Raw genomic sequence first — 13,872 nt, forward strand, 5'->3', positions numbered from 1 at the left:
ACCGATCACAAGCCTTTATTCCTTTACTGCTTGTGAGAAAATAAGTCACATTCTAGAGTCGCTATCATAACGTAAATGAGCCATGAAAAAAGACCGAAATTTTGACGATTTGGCGAAAAAGTTCGCTGAAAACATTTATGGCACAGCGAAAGGCCAAATACGACAAACTGTTGTTTGGCAAGATATTGAATATATATTGGATCAATTGAATGGTGCCTCCTCGTTGCAAGTTTTGGATGCGGGTGGCGGCATTGGGCAAATATCTCAAAAAATAGCGGCTCTTGGACATCAAGTGACGTTATGTGATCTTTCTAGCGAAATGTTAATACTAGCAGAACAAGAAATTGCTAAAAATGGTTTAGTTGAGCAATATCGGTTAGTGCATTCACCCATTCAAGAAATTAGTGAGCACATTGAAGCACCCGTTGATTTGATTCTTTTTCATGCAGTTATGGAGTGGCTAGTTGATCCTATTACGACATTAATGGGTCTATTAGAAAACGTGAAGCCGGGGGGTGTTATCTCGGTCATGTTTTATAACTATAATGGATTACTGTTTAAAAACCTGATTTGTGGCAATTTAACCCACATTGAGCAAGGTATGCCGTATCGAAAGCGGTTTAAGTTACAACCTCAGCAAGGAATCAAACCTGATGAGGTATATCAGTGTCTAACTGAGGCTGGTTTTGACATAATGGGTAAAACCGGCGTACGCACATTCCACGATTACATGCATCATGATCGTATGGGTGATTACAGTTTCGAACAAGTTCTTGATATGGAGCAAAAGCTTTGTCGTCAGGAACCTTTTTTGTCATTAGGTCGTTATATTCACGTGTATGCGCGTAAGCCACACACGGGGTTAACGTCAGCATTGGTGACAAATTTAAATAATAGCAATAAGGACAAGGGATGAGTGAAGTTACCCAGACTGTTCCTGAGTTAGTAAATTGGGTCAAAAATAATGAGTTTGCCCTTAATTTACCACCAGAACGGCTGGCGTTCTTGTTAGCGATTGCGGTATTAAGTGGCGATCGCTTTGATGAAGAATTAGGGGAAGGTGAGTTGGTTGATGCATTTCGCATTGTGAGCGATATGTTCGGCCAAACCAAGGAAACCCTGGCATTTCGCGCCAATAACGCCATAAATGAATTGGTAAGACAGCGGTTAATTTCACGCTTTACCAGTGAGGTTACTGATGGCGCTAGCATTTATCGACTAAGTCCGTTAGCGCTTGGTATTACTGATTATTACGTACGACAACGTGAGTTTTCAACGCTAAAACTATCCATTCAATTAGCAATGGTCGCGGATGAAATCAATAAAGCAGCGACAGCAGCACAAGAAGGTGGCAATGAAAAGCATTGGCGTCAAAATGTGCATGCAATATTAAAATACTCAGTAGCTGAAATATTTGACCGTATTGATTTAAACCAACGTGCAATGGATGAGCAGCAACAGCAAGTGAAGCTCGATATTGCCGAGTTATTAAATCAAGATTGGCAAGCGGCTATTAGTAGCTGTGAAGCATTACTTGATGAAACATCATCAACCTTGCGTGAATTACAAGATACGTTGCAAGCCGCTGGTGATCAGCTTCAGAGTCAGTTACTCGCGATTCAAGAAGCTATCCAAGGACGTGATGATCTCGACTTCGTTGATGGCATGGTTTATATCCTGCAAATGAAGCTCGATCGTATTATTAGTTGGGGTCAACAAACGATTGATTTATGGATTGGCTATGATCGCCATGTACATAAATTTATTCGTACCGCGATTGATATGGATAAAAACCGCGCCTTTAGTCAGCGACTTCGTCAATCTGTTACGGATTATTTTGATGCGCCGTGGTTGCTGACGTTTGCTGATGCTGAACGTTTACTTGATATGCGTGATGAAACCTTAATATTACGTGATGATGAAGTAACGGGTATCGTTCCTGGTGAAATGGAATTTGAAGAGCTTGATTTGGTTAACGATCAATTGGCTGAGAAAGTCGGTTTGATGTTACAAGCACACAAAGCAACAGGTGCACCCATTAATCTGAGTGTATTACTTAAAGATTATTTGTCACAACATCCGTATGCACAACATTTTGATTTAGCGCGGATTGTGATTGATCAGGCAGTAAGGATGGGTTATTCCGAAGCTGACTTCAATGCCATTCAGCCTGATTGGGAAGCAATTAACGAATACGGAGCCAAGGTACAAGCCCATGTCATTGACAAATATTGAAGAATTTATGCCGGAGAAGTTGGCAAAAGCGATTGCTAACCCACTTTTCCCAACGCTAGATAACGCTTTGCGATCTGGTCGCCATGTTTCAAGTGAAGATTTAGATAATCATTCTTTCTTGATTGAGTTTGAGAAAGAATTAGCGATGTTTTACCGTCGTTACAACGCTGAATTAGTGCGAGCACCTGAAGGTTTCTTATACTTACGTCCGCGTTCAACCTCATTGATTGGTCGTTCGGTATTATCTGAAATCGATATGTTAGTAGGTAAAGTACTTTGTTTTCTTTATCTTAGTCCTGAGCGTTTAGCGCACGAAGGTATTTTTACTAACCAAGAGTTATTTGATGAGCTATTAGTATTAGCCGATGAACAAAAGCTCATGAAGTTGGTTACTAACCGCGCCTCAGGTTCTGATCTTGATCGTGAAAAGCTGTTTGATAAAGTAAAAACCTCATTACGCCGTCTACGTCGCCTTGGAATGCTGATCCCTATTGGTGAGAATGGTAAGTTCCGTATCAGTGAATCTGTGTTCCGTTTTGGCGCAGATGTACGTACAGGCGATGATGTGCGAGAAGCACAACTACGATTGATTCGTGACGGTGAAGCAGTGGTGCACCAGCAAGCGTCAAGTCAGTCAAGTTTGCTTGATGATATTGATACCAACAATCAAGAAGTGATTGAAATACAACAAAATGTAGAGCAATCGGAACCAGAGGGTAGTATTTAATGGAACGCGGCAAGTATCAATCGCTCACCATGATTAACTGGAACGGCTTTTTTGCACGTACCTTTGATATTGATAATCTGGTGACAACGCTTTCTGGCGGTAACGGTGCAGGTAAATCTACCACGATGGCAGCGTTTATCACGACATTGATCCCAGACCAAAGCTTACTTCACTTTCGTAATACCACTGAAGCGGGCAGTTCAAATGCTTCTCGTGACAAAGGCCTGCACGGTAAATTAAAGCCAGGTGCCTGTTATGCGGCACTTGATGTGGTTAACTCAAAGCAGCAACGGATTATTTTTGCGGTTAAATTACAGCAAGTTGCTGGTCGTGATAAGAAAGTGGATATTAAACCATTTTTGATTCAAGGTTTACCGTCACATATCAAACCTGCTGAAATTTTAGTTGAAACGATTTCTGAAAACCAAGCCCGTGTTCGTCAGCTTAATGATGTCAAAGATCTTGTTAGCCAGCACGAAGGGGTGCAGTTTAAAACATTTAACTCGGTAACTGATTACCATGTGCAAATGTTTGAAATGGGCGTATTACCAAAGAAATTACGCAATAGCCAAGATCGTTCAAAGTTCTACCGTTTAATTGAGGCCTCTTTATATGGCGGTATCTCAAGTGCGATCACCCGTTCACTACGTGACTATTTATTACCGCATAATTCTGGGGTAAAAAAAGCTTTCCAAGATATGGAAGCAGCGTTACGTGAAAACCGCATGACGTTAGAAGCGATCAAATTAACCCAAACGGATCGTGACTTATTTAAGCATTTGATTTCTGAAGCAACTAATTATGTTGCTGCCGATTACATGCGTCATGCTAACGAACGTCAGCAGAAGCTAGAGCAAACCCTGCGTTTACGTGGTGAGCTTATGGGCTCTCGCCAAACACTGATTGATCAGCAATCATTGTTAAATAACATGCATGCAGAGCTGGGTGAATTGACCGAGCAAGAAGGCGCGTTAGAGCAAGATCATCAAGCCGCATCGGATCACTTGCAGCTAGTGCAAACTGCGGTTCGCCAAGCTGAAAAAATCGAGCGTTATAAAGAAGATCTTGAAGAGCTTACCGAGCGTCTTGAAGAGCAGGTAATAGTGGTTGAAGAAGCGGCAGAGCAACTTGCTATTGCCGAAGAACAATCACAGCTAACGGAAGAAGAAGTTGATAGCTTAAAAACCCAGTTAGCGGATTATCAACAAGCATTAGATATGCAGCAAACCCGTGCATTGCAGTACCAACAAGCGGTACAAGCATTAGAAAAAGCCCGTGATTTGTCTGGTGATCATCAAATGCTACCAGACCAAGCGCCCCCGTTTCTTGTCCAACTTAAACAGCAGCAAGATACCCAAACAACGGCGTTATTAGCATTAAAACACAAACTGGATATGTCATCGGCAGCGGCGCAGCAGTTTGAAAAAGGCTTAGCGATTGTTACCACTATTGCAGGTGTGGTTGATCGTACTCAAGCGAGTGATAAAGCCCGTGAGCTGATTGAGCATGGTCGTCAACTTCGTTCGGTTTCTGAACGTGGTGATCAGCTTAAAGCGCAATATCGTGACTTAGAACGTAGTGTGCGAAGTCAACGTCAAGCGATTGAACTTGCTGAAACGTATGCTAAAAAGTTTGCGACTGCCATTGATGGTGAATTGGCATTAGCGGAAGAACAAGCACGTCATGAAGCCACATTAGAAAGCCTAGAGCAAGATCAAGCCAGCCTCGTTGAGCAGCGTAATAATATGCGCCATAACGAGCAAGGATTGGCGACTCGTATTACGGCACTTGAAGCATCAGCACCGACGTGGATTGCGGCTTCAGATGCACTTGAAACGCTTGCCGATCAAGCGAATGCGGAATTAAGCAGCAGCCAAGCGGTTATGGATGCAATGCAAGCAACACTTGATAATGAACGTCAAGTGTCAGCAAAGCGTGATCAATTAGCGCAACAGAAGCAAACCTTAGAGCATGATATTGAACACTTGGCACAACCGGGTGGTAGTGACAATTTAGGTTTGCGTGCGTTAGCTGAGACGCTTGGTGGTACGATGTTATCTGAGATTTATGATGACATTACCCTTGCTGATGCACCTTATTTTAGTGCGATGTATGGCCCATCTCGTCATGCAATTATCGTCCCTGATTTAAGTGGCATTAAAGAAAAGCTGATTGCCCTTGATGATTGCCCAGATGATTTGTACATCATTGAAGGTGATGCAGATTCATTTGATGATAGTGGCTTTGATGTTGATGAACTTGAAAATGCCGTGTGTGTGCATCTTAATGATCGTCAGTTACGTTATTCTCGTTTCCCGAAAGTACCATTATTTGGTCGAGCAGCACGTGAACAACGGTTAGAGTTTTTACGTGATGAACGTGATCAAGTGGTAGAAGATCATGCAAAAGCAGCGTTTGATTCGCAAAAACTACAGCGTTTGTACCAAAGCTTTAATAGCTTTGTTGCAACGCATATGGCGATTGCATTTAACGCCGATCCTGAAGTTGAACTGAAACAAGCACGTGATCAACGTAATCAGATCATGCGTCAGTTAGCTGAATCACAGGCGCAAGAGCAACAACAGCGAAGCCAATTAATCGCAGCACGTGAAGGTTTAACCTTACTGGGTAAATTAAATCCAGTGGTGATGTTGCTTGAAGATGAAACCTTAACAGAACGTTTTGCGGAAGTTGACCAACAATTATCGCAAATGGATGAAGCACGTAATTATCTTGATCGCTATGGTAAAGCATTAACTGAACTTGAAGGGTTAGTATCAGCACTTGATGCCGATCCTGAGCAGTTTGATGCGCTACAAACAAATTATGAAACTGCCGATCAAAAACTGCAACAACTGAAAACGTTAATTTTTGCGGTTGCAGATTTAGCTGAGCGTCGTCATTACTTTAGTTATGCTGATTCAGTTGAGCTATTGAACAAGAGTTCAGAGCTTAATGAACAACTAAAACTAAAATTAGCCACAGCAGAACAACAACGTAATACTGCCCGTGCAGGTTTGAAGCAATCACGTGCGCAAGCGAACCAATATAACCAGTTGATGGCATCACTGAAAAGTTCACATCAAGCCAAAAATGAAACTGTGCTTGAGTTTGAACGTGAGCTGCAAGAGTTAGGTGTTCGTGCGGATGTTGAAGCTGAAGAGCGAGCATTGGTGCGTCGTAATGAGCTTAATGAACGTTTACACAGTTCACGTAATCGTCGCAGTACGTTAGAAAAATCAACAACGTCAATTGAGCTTGAAATGAAAGGCTTGATGAAACGTTTACGTAAAGTGGGTAAAGATTACCAAGATTTCCGTAAGTTGGTTGTCAATGCCAAAGCGGGCTGGTGTGCGGTATTACGTCTTGCGCGTGAGAATGATGTTGAGCGTCGTTTACACCGTCGTGAAATGGCATACATGTCGGCTGACGAACTACGTTCATTATCAGATAAAGCGCTAGGTGCATTACGCCTTGCTGTTTCTGATAATGAAAACTTGCGTGATGCACTGCGAGCTTCAGAAGATGTCGCGCGTCCTGAGCGTAAGGTATTGTTCTATATTGCGGTATATCAACATCTACGCGAACGTATTCGTCACGATATTATTCGCACTGATGATCCCGTTGAAGCTATCGAAGAAATGGAAGCTGAGCTGGGTCGTTTAACCGAAGAACTCACCGCACGTGAACAACGCTTAGCAATCAGTTCCGACTCGGTAGCAAATATTATTCGTAAGACGATTCAGCGTGAGCAAAACCGTATTCGTATGCTGAACCAAGGCCTACAACACGTTGGTTTTGGACAGGTATCTGGTGTGCGCCTTAACGTTAAAGTCCGTGAAACGCATGAATCATTACTGCTTGGATTACTTGACCAAAAAGATCAGCATAATGATCTATTTGGTAATAATCGTCTGACGTTCTCGGAAGCGATAGCGAAGTTATTCCAACGGTTAAATCCACATATTGATATGGGTCAGCGTTCACCACAAATTTTAGGTGAAGAGCTACTTGATTACCGTAACTATTTAGAGCTCAACATTGAAGTAAACCGTGGTACTGATGGTTGGCTGCAAGCTGAATCAGGTGCGTTATCAACAGGTGAAGCGATTGGTACGGGTCAAGCGATTCTATTGATGGTTATACAAAGCTGGGAAGAAGAATCTCGCCGTTTACGCGGTAAAGATATTATTCCTTGTCGTTTATTATTCCTCGATGAAGCAGCTCGTTTAGATGGTAAATCTATCGCGACTTTATTTGAGTTATGTGAACGTTTAGATATGCAATTATTAATTGCAGCACCTGAAAATATTAGCCCTGAAAAAGGCACGACCTATAAATTGGTACGTAAAATATTCAAGGATCGTGAACATGTGCATGTGGTGGGTTTACGTGGTTTTGGTAATAAACCCAAAGTAGAAATGCCAGTACAAGCATTATTAGATATTGCACCAGTGTAAATAATAGTTATATCAATAAGTTCTATTTAGAATGCCCATAAAGCCAGCAGAGATGCTGGCTTTTTTATAATTGTAATTTGTGAATATTACTTATCATTGACTATAATTTCACCAATCCATTTGTCATTCGATTAATGGTACACCGCTATCATAATGATTACAGAGAGGTCATCTATGACTAATACTGAAATTACTGAGCAGGAAAGAGGTCGCTATGAATGGCGGACATTTCTATTCATTATTGTTTTACTGTTTCCTATTTTATCTGTCATGTTTGTGAGCGGATACGGCTTCTTTATTTGGGCGCTGCAAGTATTTTTCCTTGGCCCTCCTGGGCATGGTTAAGCACTCGTCAACATTCAATAAAAACGGGTAGGTAAATGATGAAGTCATCCTTAAAAAAAGTTTGGATAACACTATGGCGTCCAGCAGCAAAAATAAGTCTTGGCGTACTTACATTAGGCGGTTTTGTTGCTGGGGTTATATTTTGGGGAGGATTTAATACAGCCCTTGAAATGACAAATACGGAAAAATTTTGTATCAGTTGTCATTCTATGAGAGATACGGTTTATCCTGAATTGAAAGGCACAATTCACTGGGAAAATAATGCAGGGATAAGGGCAACATGTCCTGATTGTCATGTTCCTCATAATTGGAGTGATAAAATTGCTCGTAAGATGCAAGCCAGTAAAGAAGTGTTTGGTTCGATCGTCGGGACTATCGATACCCCTGAAAAATTTGAAGCCAAACGGTTAGAGCTTGCTCAACATGAATGGAAACGGTTTGCGGCTAATAAATCGCTTGAATGTAAAAGTTGTCATAGCTATGACAGTATGAAGTGGGATGAAATGTCACCTCGTGCGCAAGCCCAAATGAAGCAAGCTGCGGTTAAAGATCAAAGTTGTATTGACTGCCATAAAGGTATCGCACACCACCTACCTGCAGATATGGCATCATCGGGTGGTATTGTGTCTGAACTTGTAGCCGCATCTCAAAGTACTGATTATTCTAAAGGTGATACTTACTACAGCGTACAGTTTTTACCGTTATATGAAGATGAAGCTAAAACGAAAGACGGTGGTTCTTTAGAACCTGCATCTGCGGTAAAAGTGGTGGGTATCAAAGATGATATGTTGCAGATTGAACTGAACGGTTGGCGTAAAGTAAAAGGTTTTGGCCGAGTTATTAACCAAGATTTCGGAATGAACATTCCCTCTGCGGCATTAAGTAAAAATGCCGCGCAAAGTGCTGATATCGTCAAAGGATTTGAGCAAAAAGAAGACGATGTCACAGGACTGAAATGGCAGCAAGTGACAGCAACGCTATGGGTTGAAAAAAAGAACTTTGTTAGCGATATCAGTACCGTTTGGACTGCTGCGAAATCAGCATACAACACCAATTGTAGTGTGTGTCATACCCAGCCAGCAGAAAACCATTTTGATGCAAACACTTGGCCTGGCATGTTTAACGGTATGCTTGCATTTGTGAATTTCGATACTGATAGTGAAGCTATTGTGTTGAAATATTTACAAAATCATTCGTCAGACTTTTCTAAAGCTGAACATTAATCAAACTAAAGGTTGCTTAACATACTGCATGTTGAGCAACCTTTTTTCGTTTTCATTGTGAGGAATTTTTTATGTCACTGAGTAGACGTAAATTTCTGCAAGGCTTAGCAACGACAAGTGCGGCTTCTGTTATTGGCCCCGGATTACTTATACAAGTTGCGAGGGCATCTGAAGCTGCAACTACACCTTCAGAGCCACCAGGTATCTGGAAGGTATCGGGTTCTCACTGGGGTGCATTTAGAGCCCGTATTTATAATGGTCAAGTCGCTGAAATTAAACCTTTAGAATTTGATAAAAATCCCACTGATATGCTAAATGGGATCAAAGGCTTAATTTATAGTCCTTCACGAGTGCGCTATCCAATGGTGCGTTTAGATTGGCTCAAGAAAAATAAATACAGTGCTGAAACCCGTGGTAATAATCGTTTTGTTCGAGTGACATGGGATGAAGCTTTAGATTTGTTTTATCAAGAGTTACAACGAATCCAGAAAGACTATGGCCCGTGGGCATTACATGCTGGCCAAACGGGGTGGCGAGAAACAGGACAATTTCAAAGTTGTACTTCTCACATGCAGCGCGCTGTGGGTATGCATGGCAATTTCATTAAGAAAGTCGGTGATTACTCTACAGGCGCTGGCCAAACCATTTTGCCTTATGTCTTAGGCTCAACCGAAGTTTATGCGCAAGCAACTACGTGGTCGACAATACTGAAAGATTGTAAGACATTGATATGGTGGTCAAATGATCCGATTAAAAACAGTCAGGTTGGCTGGCAGTGTGAGACTCATGGTTCTTATGAGTATTATGCGCAATTAAAGCAGAAGGTCGCAGATGGTGGGATCCGTATGATCTCGGTCGATCCTGTAGTGTCAAAATCGCAAAAATATTTTAACTGTGAGCACCAATACGTCAATCCTCAAACTGACGTTCCTTTCATGCTTGCTATTGCGCATACATTGTATAAAGAAGATCTGTACGATAAACAATTTCTGGAAACTTACACTTTAGGCTTCAATGAATTCTTGCCTTACTTATTGGGTACAGGCAAAGATAAAATAGCCAAAACGCCAGAATGGGCAGAGCCGATTTGTGGCGTTAAAGCAGAGGCTATTCGAGAATTTGCTCGCGGATTAGTTAAAAACCGTACGATGATAATGTTTGGTTGGGCTGTACAGCGTCAACAACACGGTGAGCAGCCTTATTGGATGGGAGCAGTGCTGGCTTCGATGTTAGGCCAAATAGGCTTACCTGGTGGAGGGATTTCCTATTCTCACTTTTACAGTGGCGTTGGGTTACCTTTCAGTACTGCAGCTGGGCCGGGGGGATTTCCGCGTAATGTTGATGAAGGCCAACAGCCGATTTGGAATAATAACGATTTTAAAGGCTACAGTTCGACAATTCCGGTCGCAAGATGGATTGATGCGATCATGGAACCAGGTAAAAAAATTCAATATAACGGCGCTAATGTGGTGTTGCCTGATATTAAGATGATGGTCTTTAGTGGTTGTAATCCGTGGAATCATCATCAACAACGTAATCGTATGAAACAAGCATTTAGAAAGCTGCAAACCGTGGTTAATATTGATTATACATGGACACCAACCTGTCGTTTTTCCGATATTGTATTACCTGCTTGTACCCAATTTGAGCGTAGTGATTTAGATCAATATGGTACTTATTCAACTAGCGGTATTTTAGCGATGCATAAGCTAATTGATCCGCTTTATCAATCAAAAACAGACTTTCAGATATTTACTGAATTAACCGAACGCTTTGGGAAAAGTAAACAATATACTCGTGGTATGACGGAAATACAGTGGATAGAACAACTGTATAATGATTGCCGTAAAGCCAATAACGGTAAGCATGAAATGCCAGAGTTCAAACAGTTTTGGCAGCAAGGGTTAGTTGAGTTTCCAACTGATCAAACCTATGTCAGTCATGCGGCTTTTAGAGAAGATCCTGAAATTAATGGACTCGGAACGCCTTCTGGATTCATTGAAATTTATAGTCGTAAAATAGCCCGTTATAACTATGAGCATTGCCAAGGCCATCCGATGTGGTTTGAAAAAGAAGAGCGATCACATGGCGGACCTAAATCGGAAAAATTCCCATTTTGGCTGCAATCATGCCACCCCAATAAACGGTTACACTCGCAAATGTGTGATTCAGAAGATTTCCGTAATACTTATGCGGTAAAAGGGCATGAGCCAGTCTATATCAACCCACAAGATGCTAACAAAAAGGGCATTAAAGATGGTGATATTGTACGGGTATTTAATGATCGTGGACAGTTGTTAGCCGGTGCTGTGCTGTCCGATAATTATCCAACAGGTGTGGTTCGTATCGAAGAAGGAGCATGGTTCGGGCCGTTGAATAATGATATTGGTGCTATTGATACTTATGGCGATCCTAATACATTAACCATTGATATCCCTACCTCTGAGCTTGCTCAAGCAACCAGTGCTAATACTGTTGTGGTCGATTTTGAGAAGTTCACCGGTAAAGTACCACCAGTGACATCATTTAGTGGGCCACTTTATGTTAGTTAATTAGAAATACGCGATAGAATGTGATCCGGCATCAATAATAAAGAGTCATTACGGTGGCTCTTTATTCATTTCTTATACAATTAATAAAGGGTGTTAATTAAGAGAATATTAAATGGCAGATAATAAAGAATTTCCTGAAGGTGATGATTTTTCAGGCGTAAAAAAGCGTAATGTGTCAGCGTTTGGACAAGGAAATAATGTCTTGGCTGCTGCTGGTGGTGAGGCTGGTGTACAACAGTTGGTCGCTGATTTTTATCATTGTATTGATAGCGAACCAGAAGCGGCAACAATACGTGCAATGCATAGTGATGATCTTACTGAATCACAACAGAAGTTAACCATCTTCTTGATTGGGTGGATGGGTGGAGAAGATCGTTATATTGAACGTTATGGGCGAATCAATCTTGCTAGTGCTCATCGTCATCTTGATATTGGTTTAGCTGAGAAAAAAGCATGGCTAATGTGTATGCAAAAAGCGCTAGATGCTCAACCCGATTATGATGAATTATTAAAACGCTTTATTATGGTGCGCTTATCTTTTCCTGCCGAGATGTGTCGCAATCGTAATTAACCTAAAGAGAAACTAATAGTCAGTTGAGCCGACGTATTATTAGCGTATTTTAATCGATTCCAAACCGGAATGGATTGCTATCCAAGCTTTCACTATTCGATGATGAAAATCACCGTTATTATTCTGCTATCAATAGAATAATTAATAAAGTGATAGTAAATGGAATTAGGTGTAGATGTACTTGCGATTTTATTCTGTGTGGCGTTAGCTGCGGGATTTATTGATGCAATCGCTGGTGGTGGCGGTATGCTTACTGTACCTGCGCTATTGTCGGTGGGTATCCCTCCGGCTCAAGCATTAGCGACCAATAAATTGCAAAGCTCATTTGGCAGTTTTTCAGCCTCTTGGTATTTTGTCCGTAATGGATTTGTTAACTTAAAACAAATGAGGCTAGCGATTGCTTGTACATTTGCAGGTTCAGCTATCGGAGCGATATTAGTTCAACATATTGATGCCAGTGTGCTGACAAGCCTTATTCCTATCTTACTCGTTTGTATTTCACTGTATTTTTTATTCTCGCCTAATATTGGTGCTGGTGGTGGCACACCTAAGTTATCAGAAGCCGCATTTGCATTTTCTGTTGGTACGAGTATCGGTTTTTATGATGGTTTTTTTGGTCCTGGTACGGGCTCATTTTTTACGATTTGTTTTGTTGTTATCGCACAATTAGGCTTAGTTGAAGCAACAGCGCGGACTAAGATTTTAAATTTTACATCCAATATTGCAGCGTTAATATTATTTATTCTCGCGGGATTACCGATTTGGAAGGTGGGCTTAATTATGGCCGCTGGTGGTTTTATTGGCGCACGATTAGGCGCACATATTGTGATAAGTAAAGGGCAGCGTTTTATTCGACCAATGGTCGTGGTGATGTCGATGGGAATGGCCATTAAATTGCTATGGCAACAGCATCCGCAATGGTTTCAATTATGGTTTTAACCCGTGGCGATGCGGCATTTTTTGCACGATAAATAACATGTACCGGACGAGTAAGTTGGTCTAAAAAATCAAAATGATGACAATAAATAGGATCTATTTTTAAGGCGCTGATAATGGATTCTGGTACTAATGCTGGTGCGACGCCACCAAGAGCGAGTTGTGCTGCGGCGGTATAGGAATCCATTTCCATTAATGGTGTGATCCCTGCTTTTTGTAAAATAGCAGCTTGATAAAGATTAGATGGATTTTTAAGATCATTAACTAATAAATATTCAGGTGGCGATTGGAGCGCGGTTGCTGCAACAATACGAAAGCGTTCATCTAATAAATGTTGATAATGCAACCCATGATGTGGCGCTAAATAACCAGCACAACAGCCAATAGTTGCTTGTCCTGAACGTACATTCTCAATAATGACAGGGGTATGGTGAGTGGTGATCGTGAAGTTTTTATCTTTCTGAATATAATGACCAAATGCTTCCCCTAAATAACCAGCAACAAGAGTTTCAGAACAATCTATTTTAATGATGCTGTGATCTTCAATGGTCTGTTGCTCAAAAATTAACCCACGAAGTTCACTGAAACTTGGACCTACGTTCTCAATTAAAGCGAGTGCGTCTGGTGTGAGTTTGATTAAACGTCCTGATGGGGATATCAGTTTTTTACCAAGAGTAGATTCAAGTTTAGCAATACGTTTACTGACGGCTGATTGACTAATATAGAGCCGATTGCCTGCACGGCTCATGGTACCTTCTTGTGCTAAAACTAATAATGTTTCAATGCCTTCCAATAGCATGATCTATTCCTTCTTTGATCGTGT

10 protein-coding genes are annotated in these 13,872 nt (G+C 41.3%); 9 read left to right on the forward strand and 1 reads right to left on the reverse strand.

Annotated features, from left to right (window positions below; genetic code table 11):
• The first annotated feature begins 82 nt into the window (after nt 1-82).
• The 9 genes from cmoM to BTO21_RS03500 all read left to right on the forward strand — a co-directional run bounded on the left by cmoM (nt 83) and on the right by BTO21_RS03500 (nt 13,052).
• Entirely contained in the window at nt 83-916 is an 834-nt protein-coding gene (gene cmoM, locus BTO21_RS03460; RefSeq protein ID WP_045026509.1) for a tRNA uridine 5-oxyacetic acid(34) methyltransferase CmoM, read from the forward strand.
• A complete protein-coding gene (gene mukF / locus BTO21_RS03465; RefSeq protein ID WP_045026508.1) occupies nt 913-2,235 on the forward strand; it encodes a chromosome partition protein MukF in 1,323 nt (440 codons plus the stop codon). Before cmoM ends, mukF begins: the two co-directional genes overlap by 4 nt.
• Complete coding sequence (mukE, locus tag BTO21_RS03470; RefSeq protein WP_045026506.1) at nt 2,216-2,962, forward strand: chromosome partition protein MukE; 747 nt, start codon at nt 2,216-2,218, stop codon at nt 2,960-2,962. Before mukF ends, mukE begins: the two co-directional genes overlap by 20 nt.
• Entirely contained in the window at nt 2,962-7,422 is a 4,461-nt protein-coding gene (gene mukB, locus BTO21_RS03475) for a chromosome partition protein MukB (RefSeq protein WP_045026505.1), read from the forward strand. Before mukE ends, mukB begins: the two co-directional genes overlap by 1 nt.
• Before the next feature lie 174 nt (nt 7,423-7,596).
• Nucleotides 7,597-7,767, forward strand: coding sequence for a periplasmic nitrate reductase, NapE protein (locus BTO21_RS03480; protein WP_045026503.1), 171 nt, complete (start codon nt 7,597-7,599; stop codon nt 7,765-7,767).
• Nucleotides 7,768-7,805: 38 nt separating this feature from the next.
• Nucleotides 7,806-8,990, forward strand: a complete 1,185-nt coding sequence (gene torC, locus BTO21_RS03485) for a pentaheme c-type cytochrome TorC (protein ID WP_045026502.1) — start codon at nt 7,806-7,808, stop codon at nt 8,988-8,990.
• A gap of 71 nt (nt 8,991-9,061) precedes the next feature.
• Nucleotides 9,062-11,542, forward strand: a complete 2,481-nt coding sequence (torA, locus tag BTO21_RS03490) for a trimethylamine-N-oxide reductase TorA (RefSeq protein WP_045026500.1) — start codon at nt 9,062-9,064, stop codon at nt 11,540-11,542.
• 112 nt (nt 11,543-11,654) lie between these two features.
• Nucleotides 11,655-12,113, forward strand: a complete 459-nt coding sequence (locus tag BTO21_RS03495) for a group II truncated hemoglobin (RefSeq protein ID WP_045026499.1) — start codon at nt 11,655-11,657, stop codon at nt 12,111-12,113.
• A 159-nt stretch (nt 12,114-12,272) separates the two neighbouring features.
• On the forward strand, nt 12,273-13,052 hold the full coding sequence (locus tag BTO21_RS03500) for a TSUP family transporter (protein ID WP_045026497.1): 780 nt from the start codon (nt 12,273-12,275) through the stop codon (nt 13,050-13,052).
• On the opposite strand, the gene BTO21_RS03505 is transcribed toward BTO21_RS03500, so the two are convergent.
• Nucleotides 13,003-13,848, reverse strand: coding sequence for a LysR family transcriptional regulator (locus tag BTO21_RS03505; RefSeq protein ID WP_045026496.1), 846 nt, complete (start codon nt 13,846-13,848; stop codon nt 13,003-13,005). The genes BTO21_RS03500 and BTO21_RS03505 overlap by 50 nt on opposite strands.
• Nucleotides 13,849-13,872 lie beyond the last annotated feature (24 nt).

The sequence above is a fragment of the Photobacterium phosphoreum genome (genome assembly GCF_002954725.1).
Taxonomy (GTDB): Bacteria; Pseudomonadota; Gammaproteobacteria; order Enterobacterales; family Vibrionaceae; genus Photobacterium; species Photobacterium phosphoreum.

Bases quoted from the DNA above. Each gene is read 5' to 3' on its own strand.
- cmoM (WP_045026509.1), top strand. From the start codon at position 83: ATGAAAAAAGACCGAAATTTTGACGATTTGGCGAAAAAGTTCGCTGAA.
- mukF (WP_045026508.1), top strand. From the start codon at position 913: ATGAGTGAAGTTACCCAGACTGTTCCTGAGTTAGTAAATTGGGTCAAA.
- mukE (WP_045026506.1), top strand. From the start codon at position 2,216: ATGTCATTGACAAATATTGAAGAATTTATGCCGGAGAAGTTGGCAAAA.
- mukB (WP_045026505.1), top strand. From the start codon at position 2,962: ATGGAACGCGGCAAGTATCAATCGCTCACCATGATTAACTGGAACGGC.
- BTO21_RS03480 (WP_045026503.1), top strand. From the start codon at position 7,597: ATGACTAATACTGAAATTACTGAGCAGGAAAGAGGTCGCTATGAATGG.
- torC (WP_045026502.1), top strand. From the start codon at position 7,806: ATGAAGTCATCCTTAAAAAAAGTTTGGATAACACTATGGCGTCCAGCA.
- torA (WP_045026500.1), top strand. From the start codon at position 9,062: ATGTCACTGAGTAGACGTAAATTTCTGCAAGGCTTAGCAACGACAAGT.
- BTO21_RS03495 (WP_045026499.1), top strand. From the start codon at position 11,655: ATGGCAGATAATAAAGAATTTCCTGAAGGTGATGATTTTTCAGGCGTA.
- BTO21_RS03500 (WP_045026497.1), top strand. From the start codon at position 12,273: ATGGAATTAGGTGTAGATGTACTTGCGATTTTATTCTGTGTGGCGTTA.
- BTO21_RS03505 (WP_045026496.1), bottom strand. From the start codon at position 13,848: ATGCTATTGGAAGGCATTGAAACATTATTAGTTTTAGCACAAGAAGGT.